General features: G+C 54.0%; 13 protein-coding genes. 6 read left to right on the forward strand and 7 right to left on the reverse strand.

The features are described 5' to 3' along the window. Positions 1–92 precede the first annotated feature (92 nt). Together BLL38_RS26075 and BLL38_RS26080 are read left to right on the forward strand one after the other, a co-directional pair. Positions 93–1580: a SulP family inorganic anion transporter gene (locus tag BLL38_RS26075; RefSeq protein WP_038445908.1), complete on the forward strand. Its 1488-nt coding sequence runs from the start codon at positions 93–95 to the stop codon at positions 1578–1580. A gap of 11 nt (positions 1581–1591) precedes the next feature. Beyond that, a complete protein-coding gene (locus tag BLL38_RS26080) occupies positions 1592–2443 on the forward strand; it encodes a universal stress protein (protein ID WP_017735064.1) in 852 nt (283 codons plus the stop codon). 102 nt (positions 2444–2545) lie between these two features. Here BLL38_RS26080 and BLL38_RS26085 read toward each other — a convergent pair whose 3' ends face one another. Genes BLL38_RS26085 through BLL38_RS26095 form a run of 3 tightly spaced genes read right to left on the reverse strand, consistent with a single transcriptional unit; the run spans position 2546 to position 6192 of the window. Continuing rightward, the gene (locus tag BLL38_RS26085; protein WP_047229589.1) at positions 2546–5539 is read right to left on the reverse strand and encodes a Tn3 family transposase; all 2994 of its coding nucleotides are present in this window, start codon (positions 5537–5539) and stop codon (positions 2546–2548) included. A gap of 3 nt (positions 5540–5542) precedes the next feature. Then, positions 5543–5953, reverse strand: a complete 411-nt coding sequence (locus BLL38_RS26090) for a putative toxin-antitoxin system toxin component, PIN family (RefSeq protein WP_017335986.1) — start codon at positions 5951–5953, stop codon at positions 5543–5545. Then, positions 5953–6192: a ribbon-helix-helix domain-containing protein gene (locus BLL38_RS26095; RefSeq protein WP_017335987.1), complete on the reverse strand. Its 240-nt coding sequence runs from the start codon at positions 6190–6192 to the stop codon at positions 5953–5955. The genes BLL38_RS26090 and BLL38_RS26095 overlap by 1 nt, the downstream gene beginning before the upstream one ends. A 201-nt stretch (positions 6193–6393) precedes the next feature. Here BLL38_RS26095 and BLL38_RS26100 point away from each other — a divergent pair, with 201 nt between their 5' ends. Together BLL38_RS26100 and BLL38_RS31195 are read left to right on the forward strand one after the other, a co-directional pair. Then, positions 6394–7311: a recombinase family protein gene (locus tag BLL38_RS26100; protein WP_017335988.1), complete on the forward strand. Its 918-nt coding sequence runs from the start codon at positions 6394–6396 to the stop codon at positions 7309–7311. A 352-nt stretch (positions 7312–7663) separates the two neighbouring features. Continuing rightward, positions 7664–7831, forward strand: a complete 168-nt coding sequence (locus BLL38_RS31195; protein ID WP_154220689.1) for a hypothetical protein — start codon at positions 7664–7666, stop codon at positions 7829–7831. 103 nt (positions 7832–7934) lie between these two features. Here BLL38_RS31195 and BLL38_RS26110 read toward each other — a convergent pair whose 3' ends face one another. From BLL38_RS26110 to BLL38_RS26120, 3 genes are all read right to left on the reverse strand, one after another. Continuing rightward, positions 7935–9140 carry a hypothetical protein gene (locus tag BLL38_RS26110; protein ID WP_230682645.1) on the reverse strand — a complete coding sequence of 402 codons (1206 nt, stop codon included), beginning with the start codon at positions 9138–9140 and terminating at the stop codon, positions 7935–7937. 817 nt (positions 9141–9957) lie between these two features. Beyond that, positions 9958–10224 (reverse strand): hypothetical protein, encoded by a 267-nt coding sequence (locus BLL38_RS26115; protein WP_047229587.1) that lies wholly within the window; start codon positions 10222–10224, stop codon positions 9958–9960. Between the two features lie 112 nt (positions 10225–10336). Next, on the reverse strand, positions 10337–11302 hold the full coding sequence (locus BLL38_RS26120; protein WP_076964880.1) for a DNA replication terminus site-binding protein: 966 nt from the start codon (positions 11300–11302) through the stop codon (positions 10337–10339). 236 nt (positions 11303–11538) lie between these two features. Here BLL38_RS26120 and BLL38_RS26125 point away from each other — a divergent pair, with 236 nt between their 5' ends. Next, positions 11539–12180: a DUF6988 family protein gene (locus BLL38_RS26125; protein ID WP_076964878.1), complete on the forward strand. Its 642-nt coding sequence runs from the start codon at positions 11539–11541 to the stop codon at positions 12178–12180. Between the two features lie 23 nt (positions 12181–12203). On the opposite strand, the gene BLL38_RS26130 is transcribed toward BLL38_RS26125, so the two are convergent. Continuing rightward, entirely contained in the window at positions 12204–12986 is a 783-nt protein-coding gene (locus BLL38_RS26130) for an HNH endonuclease signature motif containing protein (RefSeq protein WP_212613626.1), read from the reverse strand. A gap of 42 nt (positions 12987–13028) precedes the next feature. On the opposite strand from BLL38_RS26130, the gene BLL38_RS31280 reads away from it, so the two are divergent. Further along, positions 13029–13212, forward strand: a 184-nt coding sequence (locus BLL38_RS31280; protein ID WP_207303165.1) for a hypothetical protein, incomplete at its 3' end; no start/stop codon positions are given.

Genomic DNA, 13212 nt, shown 5'->3' on the forward strand with positions numbered 1-13212 from the left:
CACACAGCCAAATAATCCTCACAACTTGAATTCGTATCGACGCGCTCGCCATCTGCCTGGTGTGCGTGTGGTGCATTGCCTTGGATATTCTGATGCTGCAATCGCTCAAACAAACGTGGTTTTCCAACGTCCGTGGAGACGTGCTCGCGGGGATCGTGGTCGCGCTCGCGCTGATCCCGGAGGCCATTGCTTTCTCTATCATTGCCGGCGTCGACCCCAAGGTCGGTCTCTACGCCTCCTTCTGTATCTGTGCTGTCATCGCCTTCGTCGGCGGTCGACCCCGCATGATCTCGGCAGCTACCGGTGCGATGGCACTGCTGATGGTCACCCTGGTAAAAGATCACGGGCTTCAGTATTTGCTGGCAGCCACCTTGCTCTGCGGGGCGCTTCAAATCCTCGCTGGATACCTGAAACTGGGCTCTCTGATGCGCTTTGTTTCGCGCTCGGTAGTCACAGGCTTTGTGAATGCATTGGCGATTCTGATTTTCATGGCGCAGTTACCTGAATTGACCAACGTGACCTGGCACGTTTACGCCATGACCGTAGTGGGCCTCGGAATAATCTATCTGTTTCCGTATGTACCGAAGATCGGCAAGCTGATTCCCTCGCCGCTGGTGTGCATCCTGGCCCTGACGGCCATTGCTATTTACCTCGGTCTGGATATCCGCACTGTGGGTGACATGGGCGAACTGCCGGACACGCTGCCGATTTTCCTGTGGCCTGAAGTCCCGCTGAACGTTGAAACTCTGCGCATCATCTTCCCGTACTCAGCCGCCTTGGCCGTAGTAGGTCTGCTTGAGTCCATGATGACCGCGACCATCGTCGACGATTTGACCGATACCACCAGCAACAAAAACCGTGAATGCAAGGGTCAAGGCATTGCCAACATCGCTGCCGGGATGCTCGGCGGTATGGCAGGCTGCGCCATGATCGGCCAGTCGATCATCAACGTGAAATCCGGTGGACGTACCCGTCTCTCCACATTGTGCGCGGGCATTTTCTTGCTGCTGATGGTCGTTTTCCTCGGCGAATGGCTCTCCAAGATCCCGATGGCTGCATTGGTTGCTGTGATGATCATGGTATCCATCGGCACCTTTAGCTGGGATTCCTTGCGCAATCTGAAAGAGCACCCACTGTCGACCAACCTCGTCATGGTCGCGACCGTTGTGGTGGTCGTGGCAACGCATAATCTGGCTTACGGCGTGTTGGTCGGCGTACTGCTGGCTTCGTTGTTCTTTGCGAACAAGGTCGGACATTACCTCGATATCAAGAGCAGTCTTGAAGAGACGGAGTCGCATCGGACTTACCGCGTGGTAGGCCAGGTGTTCTTCAGCTCGGCAGACAAGTTCACCGAAGTTTTTGACTTCAAGGAAGCGCTCAACAAGGTCACCATCGATCTGACACAGGCGCATTTCTGGGATATCACCGCCGTCGCCGCGCTGGATAAAGTGGTAATCAAGTTCCGTCGCGAGGGCGCCGAGGTTGAAGTGCTGGGTCTAAATGAGGCCAGCGCCACAATCGTTGACCGCTTTGGCGTGCATGACAAACCTGGCGCCATCGACAAGCTCATGAGCCACTAAGGAGATCGACAATGACCCACGTAATGGCATGTATTGATAACTCACAATCCTCATTGGCGGTCTGCGACTACGCAGCATGGGCGTCGCAGCGACTCAACGCGCCTCTTACCTTGCTTCACGTATTGGATGAAGAGAAATACCCAGCAGCAGCTGACCTAAGTGGAAATATTGGTCTCGGCAGTCGAGAGCATCTGCTGGAGGAGCTGGCTACATTGGATGCCCAACGCGCCAGACTCGCTCTGGAACAGGGCCAACACATGCTGGAAAAGGCCAGGGAGCGAACGGTCATTTCCGGCGCTGCGTTTCCTGAGCTGAAGCAGCGCCACGGACACTTGGTAGAAAGTCTGAGCGACCTTCAGGAGGATATTCGACTGTTGGTGATAGGAAGAGTGGGTGAAGACAACTCACGCAACGCGCACAGCCTTGGCAGCCAGATAGAAGCTGTAGTGCGAACAATTCACCGGCCTATCCTGATCACAGCCAACAGCTATAAAAAGCCCGAAAAGGTGATGCTCGCATTTGACGGCAGCTCCACAGCCTACAAAACCATCCAAATGTTTGCCGCCAGTTCGCTTTGCAAAGACTTGCCCATTCATCTTGTTACGGTCGGTGCAGATTCGGTGAGCAATCACGAGGCACTGGGAAAAGCACAAAGCATGCTTCTCTCGGCTGGCTTCCTAGTCCAAGCTGAAATCAGACAAGGTGAGGTGGAGTCGGCTCTGCACGATTATCAGACAGAGCACGGCATTGATCTGCTGGTCATGGGTGCCTATGGGCATTCACGCATCAGGCAGTTTTTGGTAGGAAGCACGACTACGACGATGCTTCGAACAGCCACCATGCCTGTATTGCTGCTGCGCTGAGATAACTCTCTAAGCCACAGTGTTTCTACTTATTGAGAAATGCTGTGGTCAATCCCATCTAAGCTATCTGACAACATAGCCCACTGAGTTCGACCTGCGCACCTAAATATCGTCGTCTGGATTACGCAGTGGCCGTAGCTCACCTCGGGCGACCTCTTCTGGTACCGCGAAGGAGTACCGTCCCAACATATTGATGTGCTCGAAGATCAGCGGCGACAAACGAGCCAGGTCTTCGTCCTGTACCGGGTAGCCGTGCTGCTTTAACCGCTCCACGGCAGCCGTCATGTAGAGGGTATTCCATAGCACAATGATATTTACCACCAGGCCCAGGGCACCGAGTTGATCCTCCTGGCCTTCTCGGTAGCGCTGGCGAAGCTCGCCTCGTTTGCCATGGAACACGGCGCGAGCCAGGCTGTGTCGGCCTTCGCCGCGATTCAGTTGGGTCAGGGTGGCGCGGCGCTTGGACTCATCATCAATGTAGGTCAACGTATGCAGGGTTTTCTCGATCCGTCCGAACTCTGCCAACGCCTGGGCCAGACGGGTCGGACGATCTCCCGTTTGTAGGGTGCGCATGATGCCTGTCGCCGGCACTCGGCCAAGTTTGAGTGAGCCAGCCAAACGCAACAGGTCATCCCAGTGCTCGGCGATCAGGTCGAGCTTGACTGACTGGCGAGCAAGTCCGTTGAGCTTGCCGTAATCCGCGTCCGGGCGGGTGCGCCAGAAGCGGGTACCGCCGACATCAGCCAGGCGCGGGCAGAAGTGATAACCGAGCAGACGGAATAACCCGAACACCACATCGCTGTAAGCACCGGTATCGGTCATGATTTGTGTGGGCTGCAATTCGGTCTGTTGTTCCAGCACAACCGCGAGCAATACTAGGCTGTCGCGCAGGGTGCCGGGCACCGTAATGGCGTTAAGACCGGAAAACTGGTCGGAGATCAGGTTGTACCAGGTGACGCCCCGGCCGGTACCGAAATACTTCGGGTTAGGGCCGGCATGTACGGTACGCACAGGTACGACAAAACGCATGCCATCGGCGGAGGCCACCTCGCCGCCGCCCCAGACCTGAGCCAGCTCCAGTTGACTCTGCGCAGCCACCAAAATGGCATTGGCTGCCGACAGGGTATCGTCACGGAGATAGTTCTGGCTCACCCAGGACAGCCGGTCACGGCGCAGCGCTTGGTTGTCGTTGCGAGTCAAGGGCTCCAGGCCGGTGTTACAGGCTCCTCCCAAGAGCACTGCGCACAAACTCGTCACCAAGTTGTCGGCCCGCGCATTGCGTTCGGACACATGGGTGAAGGCTTCAGTGAAGCCGGTACGAGCGGCGATTTCTAACAGGATTTCCGGCAAATCGACACGCGGCATCAAGTCGGCCACGGCTGCACGCAGTTGCAGCAACGAGTTGGGCTCTTCCAGCTTCTCCAGCGCTCCGATGGACAGCTCGGTTTTGCCCTCTGTATTCTCACTCAACTGGATCGCAGGATTGTCGGGCAGGCGAGCGGCGACTGCGTACCAAGTCGCATCCAGCTCGGCAGACAAGGCGTCCAAGGTGGTTTTGGCGTTCACAGTCAGGCCCAGTGAGCGACAGATGATCGGTCGCGCCGACAGCCATTCTGCACCATCGAGCAGACCGATACGCGGGTCGGCATAGCGCCAACTGGGTGCAACAAAGACATCGCGGCGGCGTAGGGCCGTGCGTAGTGCATCAAGCGTGCAGAAGACATAGGCGCCCATGTCGAGGGAGCCATCTTCGCGAGTGATGTGGTTCTGCCAAGCCTTGGCCACGATCTCCTGCGGCACGTCATCCTCCGGCTTCCTGCGAGGCAAGTTCAGTTGCAACCAGTCCAAACTAGCCGCCACACCCTTACCCGCCGGGCTGAAGCCGAAGCGAATATGTTTCAATAAGTCAGGAAGGAAACGGCGCACGCTGCGGTAGCGCTCCTCCAGAGCGAGGTAAAACACATCGTTGGCCGGACGGATCAACGCATTGACCTCTTCCAGGGCTTTCTCCAGCGTGACACGTGGCAGGTCGTTGAACAGCCGGGCACGGACATTGTCATCGCTGATCGAGCTATCCAGCACGACCTTGCACGCAGCGGCGAGCATTGCCGCCGAGCGATCCAGGTCTTTTAGACTACGCAACCGAGCCTTCTTGTCAGCCTTCTCTGCGTTGTTGAAGATATCACGCAGTAGCGCTTCCAGAACTTCCAGAGCATCGTCGTGCGCACTGGCTTCCAAGGAAACCGCGAATGCCACCAACGTCGCCAACCGGCGCGACGCCGGCAGTCGATTGATGGCCGTGACCTTCGCGGTGTTGGCAAAGCGAGCCAGGGCGGCAATGCGGCTGGGAGGGATATGCGCAGCTGCCGGTAAGGCGATACCCAACCCGCGTACATCATCCAGCCGACGCAGCGCCCGAACCAGTGCAGGGCCACTGACCATCACCGGGCCGGAGCGTAGTTGATCCAGTCGGGAACTACGGTTGCCTTCGGCCACCAGAAGCAAGTCTTGTAGGTGCTGTCTTTGCTCCTCGGTCACGCTGCGGCCCAAGGTGTACCAGAGGCGTTCTTCAACCCGGCTACGCAGTTGGGCAATGAAGCGCTCTAACTGGGAAATTCCGGGCAATAGGACTTTCTGTGTGAGCAGCCATGAGGTAGCTCGTTCGAACAGCACGCCAGGACGATCAGTACCAGTCCAGCAAAGGGCATACAGCCATCGGCTCAAACGAAAGCCGATGCCTGGGTCAGTAAAGTGGCGATAGCCATAGCGCTCTTGAATATCGGCCGCATGTATCCAGCGACGATGATCGCTATAACGTACAAGACAGTCAGGGTCGGCGATTGCCAATTGCCGACAAAGCACAAGCAGGACTTCCACCGGCACAGCCGTGGGTTTGTCCGGCAAAACACCGACGAAGCGAACGGTAGTCAGCAGAACGGCATAGCCCAAGCGGTTATGGTTGCCCCGTAGTACCTGGACGGCTTCACGGTCTTCATCGCTCAGGTGGAAGTAGCGCTCCAGTTCATCACGGCTGGGCGCATCGATGTAGCGACCAAAGCCGTCGCGTTGCTCCTGAGTCAGAAAACCAACCGGCATCGATCACAGTACCTCGGCGCAGAACACGGCGGGGGTGACAATCCGCGTGCGTTCGATATGTCCGCGCTGCAAGAGGCCTGCGCGTCGATCACCGGTTACTAGGTAGTCCGCATTGCCCGCCAAAGCCATGGCCAGCAGAAAAGAGTCATCCGGATCATCGGCTTCAACCTCAATGGTCAACCGCTCCAATACCACGGCGCGTTGCAGGTTATTGATCATGGCCCCCACTTTGGCAGGCTGAAGGATGGCCTGAAGCTTGGGGTAACGACTGGCGCGACGAATTTCGTCGAGCTGTGCCCGTGAAGTCACCACCTCGAAGCGAGCTGAACGCCAGGCCCGATAGATCGCATCAGGAGACCCATGCGGTGAGATCAGCGCACTGAACAGAATGTTGGTATCCAATACAACCCGCATCAGCGCTTACGCGCCCAGTCGAGCGCTTCTTCAACCGCTTCGGTCAGTTCGGCCTCACTCAGATGGGCATTGGAAACCTTGGCCTGTTCGGCGCTCAGCTCCAGGATGTGTGCCCGCACCGCTTCTTCGATGAAGCGCGACAGGTCGCCCTTACGGCCACCGCCTTGGCTGGCCAGAAACATGCGAAGCGATTGGTCGGTGTCGGTGGAGACGGCGACGTTCCAGCGAGTGGTATTCATGACTTTTTCCAATGTTAGGTGTTTATGTGTTTATACACTCGATCCTCACTGCGCCGCAACGGTTCGATAAAACCCTCGTTTTATAGAACTTTAACGGAAGACCTGCCCAGCTCCGAGTTAGCCCATATTATGGTTTTAAATACTGGTATCGTTAATCAAGGTTCTATTTTCAATTTCTCTGTTGAGTAAACGGTACTTTTGATGAAAATTGGCTATGCGCGGGTGAGTACTCGGGATCAGAACGCCGACCTCCAGATCGATGCTCTGACAAAGGCAGGGTGCGAGCGGATCTATCAAGACGTTGCCAGCGGCTCAAAAAGCGCACGTCCGGAACTGGACAAATTATTGGTTCATGTACGGGCCGGTGATGCTGTGGTGATTTGGAAGCTGGATCGTCTAGGGCGCTCGCTCAAGCACCTGGTCGAACTGGTCGGTGAATTGGCCGCTCGTAACGTTGGCCTGCAAAGTCTGAATGACCCCATCGATACCACCCACGCGCAAGGCCGCTTTGTGTTCAACCTGTTCGCTTCATTGGCAGAGTTCGAACGTGAGTTGATTCGTGAGCGCACACAGGCAGGCTTGTCCGCTGCACGGTCACGTGGTCGAGTCGGTGGCCGCCCGAAGGGGCTGCCCGCTCAGGCGGAAGCGACCGCTATGGCCGCAGAAACGCTGTACCGAGAGGGTCGGTTAAGTGTGAGCGCCATTGGCAAGAAACTGCACATTTCCAAAAGCACGCTTTACCGCTACCTCCGGCATCGCGGCATAACGATCGGCGTACCCGCAAAAATCACCCAGCATCTCAACATCACGGTCCCACCGGCAGTGGACAATGCCGAACGGATCGCGACGGTCATATTGCGCCTGGCCGTCGAGAACAACAGCAAGTTCGTGCGTGGTAAAAAACGGGCACTGGAGAATATCGAGCGTTACTGCCTGGAACCTTACGGCATGAAGCTGCTTGAGTCGGGCAACTACGCGCTGAGCATTCCCTATCGCAACGATGAGGCACTGGATAAGACGGTACATGATCTGCTGACCGAGATCAGCCAAGAGGCCGAGATGCGTAATTGCTTTATCGAGGCAGATGCCTGGGAAGAGGGCTCTGAGCGGAGGTGGTAGGGCTTATGTTGGTTTTTGGTTCCATTGCTCCCCAAACCCCTACAACCAGGAGTACGGTGATGCAGGGTGGTGGTCATGGAATGCCGCGGCTGATCCGAAAGGAAAAGATATACCTCCATTTCCCCCCAAAGCGTGATTGCAATGCAGCACGGACTGGATGTGGGCTTGGGTTTTGTAAGCCATGTGAAATGCTGAGAGCATAGTCAAATTGAGCGAGGAAACTGCCAAAATGGCCACCTCTAAGCTTCACTGAATCTGCGACAGCTGCGGTTCAACGTAATGATTTAAACGCCCGACTAAAATGAGGTGCTCGGTGGAAATAGTAGCAAGTACGCAAATCTGGATAGGGCTCATGGCTATAGCAATTGGGTTTTTTTGGGTTGGCGAACGGATCGTTGAGCAAATGAAGCGTCGCAACGATTTGATCGAGGCTGAGTTACGTTCGGCTGGAGTTTTTCCGAAGAATGCAGTTACTCCCGACAGGCCGGAGGGAATGGATAATCCCGAAGAAAAACGATGAACAATAGGTCATTCAAAAAACCTAGAACCTAGTCACCTAGCGCTCATTCAAACCCAAGCCATGCTTGGGTTTTTTCACTCCTAACATAGATTTTGACGTTAATTTATATCTCTTTTTTCAGAATCAATACACAATAAAAAAGCACCGCCTTGATGATGTGATTCACGTTATGAACTTCCCTAAAGAGTAATAGAGACTTCCTCATGAACTCCATAAATGACGTTTCGTGGTATTTCTCTCGACTCATCCCTTCTCTGCTAGGGTAGTAAGTAATGGTTTGCGTTGATTCTTTGTAGTCGTACTTGTAATGAGCTATGCCATTTCTTAGCTTGTTATCAATTGCTGATGTGTCTATTTTGTAAAAACAATCGTCGATAAAGCGTAGTTTGTTTCCTAGGTCTACGTTAGCGAACGCATTCAAAGAAACCAGATCTAGCCTTGCTTTACCCAGCGTAGTCACTTTAAGGGAGGGCTCGAATTGGTCGCTATCCCCACGTTTCATAAGGTTGTTCAAGCCCGCCAAGAAAGTAAGTTGACGGGCGAAAACCTCAGACAAATCTTTGTAATAATTGCTGCAAACATCGAAGTCAGCGGTAGAGATTCTGGCAGGATTACGGCCAATATTATCGTTGTCCGCGTAGTCGTAAAAAAAGGCTGATCTGAACGGCAAATCCATAGAAATTAGCTTGGGATAAAGGGATAGGCAATCATTATGCAGATTTCTGAGAAATTCATTGGCTAGAATTTCTTCGATAAATTCCAGCGTTTTGTCCGGGTGGCTTTCATGTAACCATCTGCATATCTGGGGTGCTCCCTCACTTATTTCGGCGTTGACTCCGTGAATCGTAAATGGCGATGACATAATAGATGTTGCTGAATAGAGAGCGGCTAGCACATCTTGCTGTTTATGCGATTTTAGATTGACTCCAGGTAACCTGGCGCAGGTTTTTTCAAAGCTATCTATGTCTCCGCGTTTGAATTGCGTAATTACACTTCTCAAATCATGCTGCATTGGATAGAGTCGGTTCAACATGTCCAAGCGGAGATTCAAGTGGCGGTAAGCATCTAAGCTTATTTCCCTTGTTACCCTCATGAAAGTTGTCATGCCCATTTCATATTTCCCAAAGTAGACGGGGAAGTCTAGATGGAGATCAATAAATGGGTTTTCGCCATTGAAAAGTTCATTAGGCTTTATGATCAACTCATTGGCGCCACGTAACTCACCATCTTCTTGACCAAATACGAAAGAAATACGCTCTTCGCAATTTGGGCAGGCGAACTGGAATGGCTGTATATCTCTATTAGACATGCCGATTCTGCAATCGATTTTCGTTCCGCATGTATTGCATTGCAAACACTTGCATATATTCATGTTTGTCCTTATTTGACTGGTGCGCTTTTGGTGATAGAGCGTGACTCATGCGGGCCGGAAAATTTTACCGACATGTTATGCCAAAATAGTCGTGTAGGCATGGCTCACATCTTCAGCACATTACTATCGAACCCACGATTACCGACTCGAAACCGACAACACCTGGCAGCGACTGTATGAATATTGAGCGCATTCAGCGGACTAACCCGGGAGGGGCTATGAGCAGGCCATCACCTCCATTGTCTTCACCCAGGTGCCTGCGACCGGCAATCATGCAATCATTACCAGCTACGCATATTTCGGCATATTTCCGTATTCGCTATTCCGTGGCATTTTCTGATTTTCCTATGCATCCAGCTTTGGGCGGGCTGGCTCGGTGAACACCATCACACCCAGCCAATTCATCAATACGTGACCTGGTGCGGAGAAGTCCCTACCGGGTAGCCATCGAAAGCGTCTAGCTGCTTTGATTTCGATCTGCTTCGAACGGACGGTGAGGACGGTGAAGAACACGTTTCCTTCCCTTGGTCAGTCGCTTAGCCACTGCTGAGCGTTCCAGTCCGCGTCTATCAGAAGTTGGCAAACCTGTTCACGTGTCGCAGGCTAGTCAGCACCAATCGTGTACTCACAGTTCTCGCATCGCACCCACGAGTCGGCAACAATCCATACAACTGCAGGAACATCGGCGATCAACTGCACCATCGCAGCAAGAAACAAAGGGTGTTGATCATGTGCTGATTGAGTTTTCACCGAACTATTCCTCGATCGGCTCGCTGAGCTGCCGTGCGACTTGATCATTGAGGAATAGGGCCAGCCCCAATGCCGCTTCGGCCGCAAATTTCTGCTGCTGCTCGATGTAGAATTTCCGCTCATCCCCATTCAGATCTGCTGGTGGCCATTGTTCGGCGTGGGTCGCCTGGCGGTAGGCATTCAGATCGCCCAGCGTCAGATGATCAAGGGTCAGGGTCAGCGGCTCAGTTAACAGCGTCGGAGCAGGCTTTCGGGTGGTTTCGATACTCATAGGTATACATTCCTGCAACATATTCCATTTAGATATTAGAATCGTTCTGGTAATTGTCGTTTAACATAACAACCATTCAACGAACTGTAACATATTGATATTTCTGGATTTTTCAGTCGGCCGGTTTCGTTCTTATCGACTCTCGGTAAGTCGAGGTCACGGCGTCTACTGCATCAGATTTCGGGTCTCCACATTCATCCTCGGGCGCAGCAACAAAAAATCGACCTCCTGGGAGTGCCGGCGTCCGCTGTTTCATGTCGAAGCGTCTTGCCGATCGTAGATCTCGGTCAAAATTCTTGAGAGAAACAACCCTCGCAACGCTTTGCCCATCCAAAACGAAAAACGGAAGGTTAGCGTGCAGCATTGCGTCATAGCGGCTGCTCTCTGAAAACCACAGCATTGCCCGCGGATGCGGCGCGATTTGCTTTGGCACATCCAATAAGTCAGTTTCAGCCATGTTCGCGATGCTGCGCAGATCGACCCACTGCGGACTACTTTCTACAGGCTCACCGGTGGCCATAGATCGCTCATGAGCTTCCTCGAGCAGCAGCTCGCGCGCGTGCGCGACAGTCACACGCTCTTTTCCTGAGGTGTGGCCGGCCCAGGTGAAAGTGATCTGTCTTGGCGCAGCGTCAAAGACCTGGATTGCCCGTTTGAGCTGATTGAGAGAGAAATTTTTACCCAAGGCTTGGCGCATGATGTGAGAGCGGCGGCTGACAGCAACGTTGCGAAGCTCCCGTTCAGCTTCGATCGCTTCCATCAAGGCGGTCTTGCAGCGGTTCACTGCCCTTCCCTCCTCCAGTACCGACCCTGACAGCACGAAGTAACCAGGTAAGCGCATAACGGTTCCTGGAGCCTGGCCAAGATCACGTTCGAACTCTCCAAATGCCGTTATAGCCGCCGTAATGGCTTCCATTCCTGTGATGCTTTGAACTGCGATATTAGAAGGAGTTTTTTGCTCTGATAGAAGCGGGATTCGCCAAGCCCTCCCCGCTACTACAAGGGATGGCCACTTTGCGTTTAAGGCAGTCACCGCGGCAGTGAGACGTTCGAACGCCAAGACAATAGATTGAGTCATACCGATCCCCACATAATACCACCCCTTCACTCAGGGCCTTATCGAGGCAACCCTAAGACCTAACTCAACCATGTTAACCAGAGTCGAGGGGATTGAGTCCATTTACACGAAACTAAGTGAAGGGGTGGTATTGCATGCACCATGGAGGGGACCTACAAAGTTCGGAAAAAGTACGCCTTGAGGCTGTTCCAGCAGCCCCTATACTGGTTTTGTCTACCGTATAAGTGAAGTGCAATATGCCGCTTGAGGAAATGCTCACCCGCTCGGCTGTTCTACAGGCTGAGATCCTGCGACTGCTCGAAGACGAACCCACATACCCCGGCGAGCGGTTTGAGGCTGCAATGATTGCCTGTGGAATCGCCCTAGAACACGCTCAGGCACTACGCATCCTGTTCGAGCATGGCAGTCCAACCACCGCTATGTCGACGCTACGCCTCCAGTTTGAAGCTCACACCAAGGCAATGTGGATGTTGTACGCTGCGAGTGACCTGGCCATCCAAAAGCTCATGGCACCGCTGACAGAGGAAAGCGCGCGGGTAGCCAATAAACTCCCCCAAATTGGGGAGATGATGGAGGCTATCGTGAAGAAGGCTCCGGTCGGGGCTTCATCTATGCTGATCCAGTTCAAAGACGTTTCCTGGTCGGCGATGAACTCCTATGTGCACAGCGGCATTCACCCGCTGCGTCGGCACCTGGAGGGCTATCCTACCCAACTCGTACTGCAAGTTCTGCGGAACTCCAACGGATTGATGACAATGACGGGGATGCTCGCGGCGATCCTCACTGGCAATGATTGCTGCATCAAGCCGATGCGAGTTATCCAGACACAGTTTGAGGACTGCCTCCCGCCGCTTAATCCATTGGCCCCACAGGTGTAGAGGCCCTCACACTGTGGAGTGGTTCAGCCGAACCTCTTGGCGTATGTAAGTAGCTGCATGTTGAGGTCATCCGCATATGGTGCATAGTGCGCTTCGCGGTGACAGCACGGGCACAAGGCCACACAGTTGTAAACACGATCTGACTTCTCGGCCCCTAAGATGTGATGAACATCCAGGAAGCCAGGGAAGTCCCGGCTCTTACCACAACTCTCACGCTCGCACGCAAACCCGGCCCTTTCAAGTACAGCTCGACGTACATGCGGATCGCGACGAACCTCCGAACGAAGCACGGGCACACGCTCGCCTTCATCCCGGCCCAGAGTCGAGTAGTCCGGCGTCGGGCAGTCATCATAGGTGTCATCGACCAGTACCGGCCTCACTGCATGGGGAGTAAGCTGGGCTAAATCGATCACACCGGGCCACTGCCACAGCGCATCGGCGACCTCGTGTCCGTCAGGTGTCCGGTCATCCTGCAACCATAGGGTCGGGCTAGTGCCATTTTGTGCGTGATTCTTCCGAGCTCGCCCCTTCAAGCCACGGCGTTGTAAGTCATCGCTGACTTCTCGCTGGCGGTTCCAGATATCGTGGAGACTTTCGATAGGAATGAGCGCGGCAAAGATAATTGCGCCTCCGTCACGCTGTAAAAGCAGATTGTGAGTGAGCCCACGCTTTGTGTCTCGGGTGGTGATGTGCTCCAGTGTCGCATCCCATCCGCCCGACCGCAGATGCGCCGCCAGTTGAGCCGCTGAGTAGTTCTTCTCGTTGGGATTTCGTCCATCGCGCCTCCAGCACAGTCGGACGCGCATACTCAGTACCTGGCCATCAGGAGTGCGGGTGACGATGAACTGTTGCGTGGCTACGCCCGTTTGAATTCGCTTGTCGTCAATGACAACGTAGCCTCTATCTTGTCAAACAGCGTTGAAAAGTTTCCAGGTAACAGCGTCCAAAAGTTTCCAGTTGCTCAAGCTTTTTTCACGGCCTTTTTCCGTTGTTTGAAGCGGAAAGAGTCATTACCCGTCTCAAGGATTTCGC

This window comes from Pseudomonas gessardii, assembly GCF_001983165.1.
GTDB lineage: Bacteria > Pseudomonadota > Gammaproteobacteria > Pseudomonadales > Pseudomonadaceae > Aquipseudomonas > Aquipseudomonas gessardii.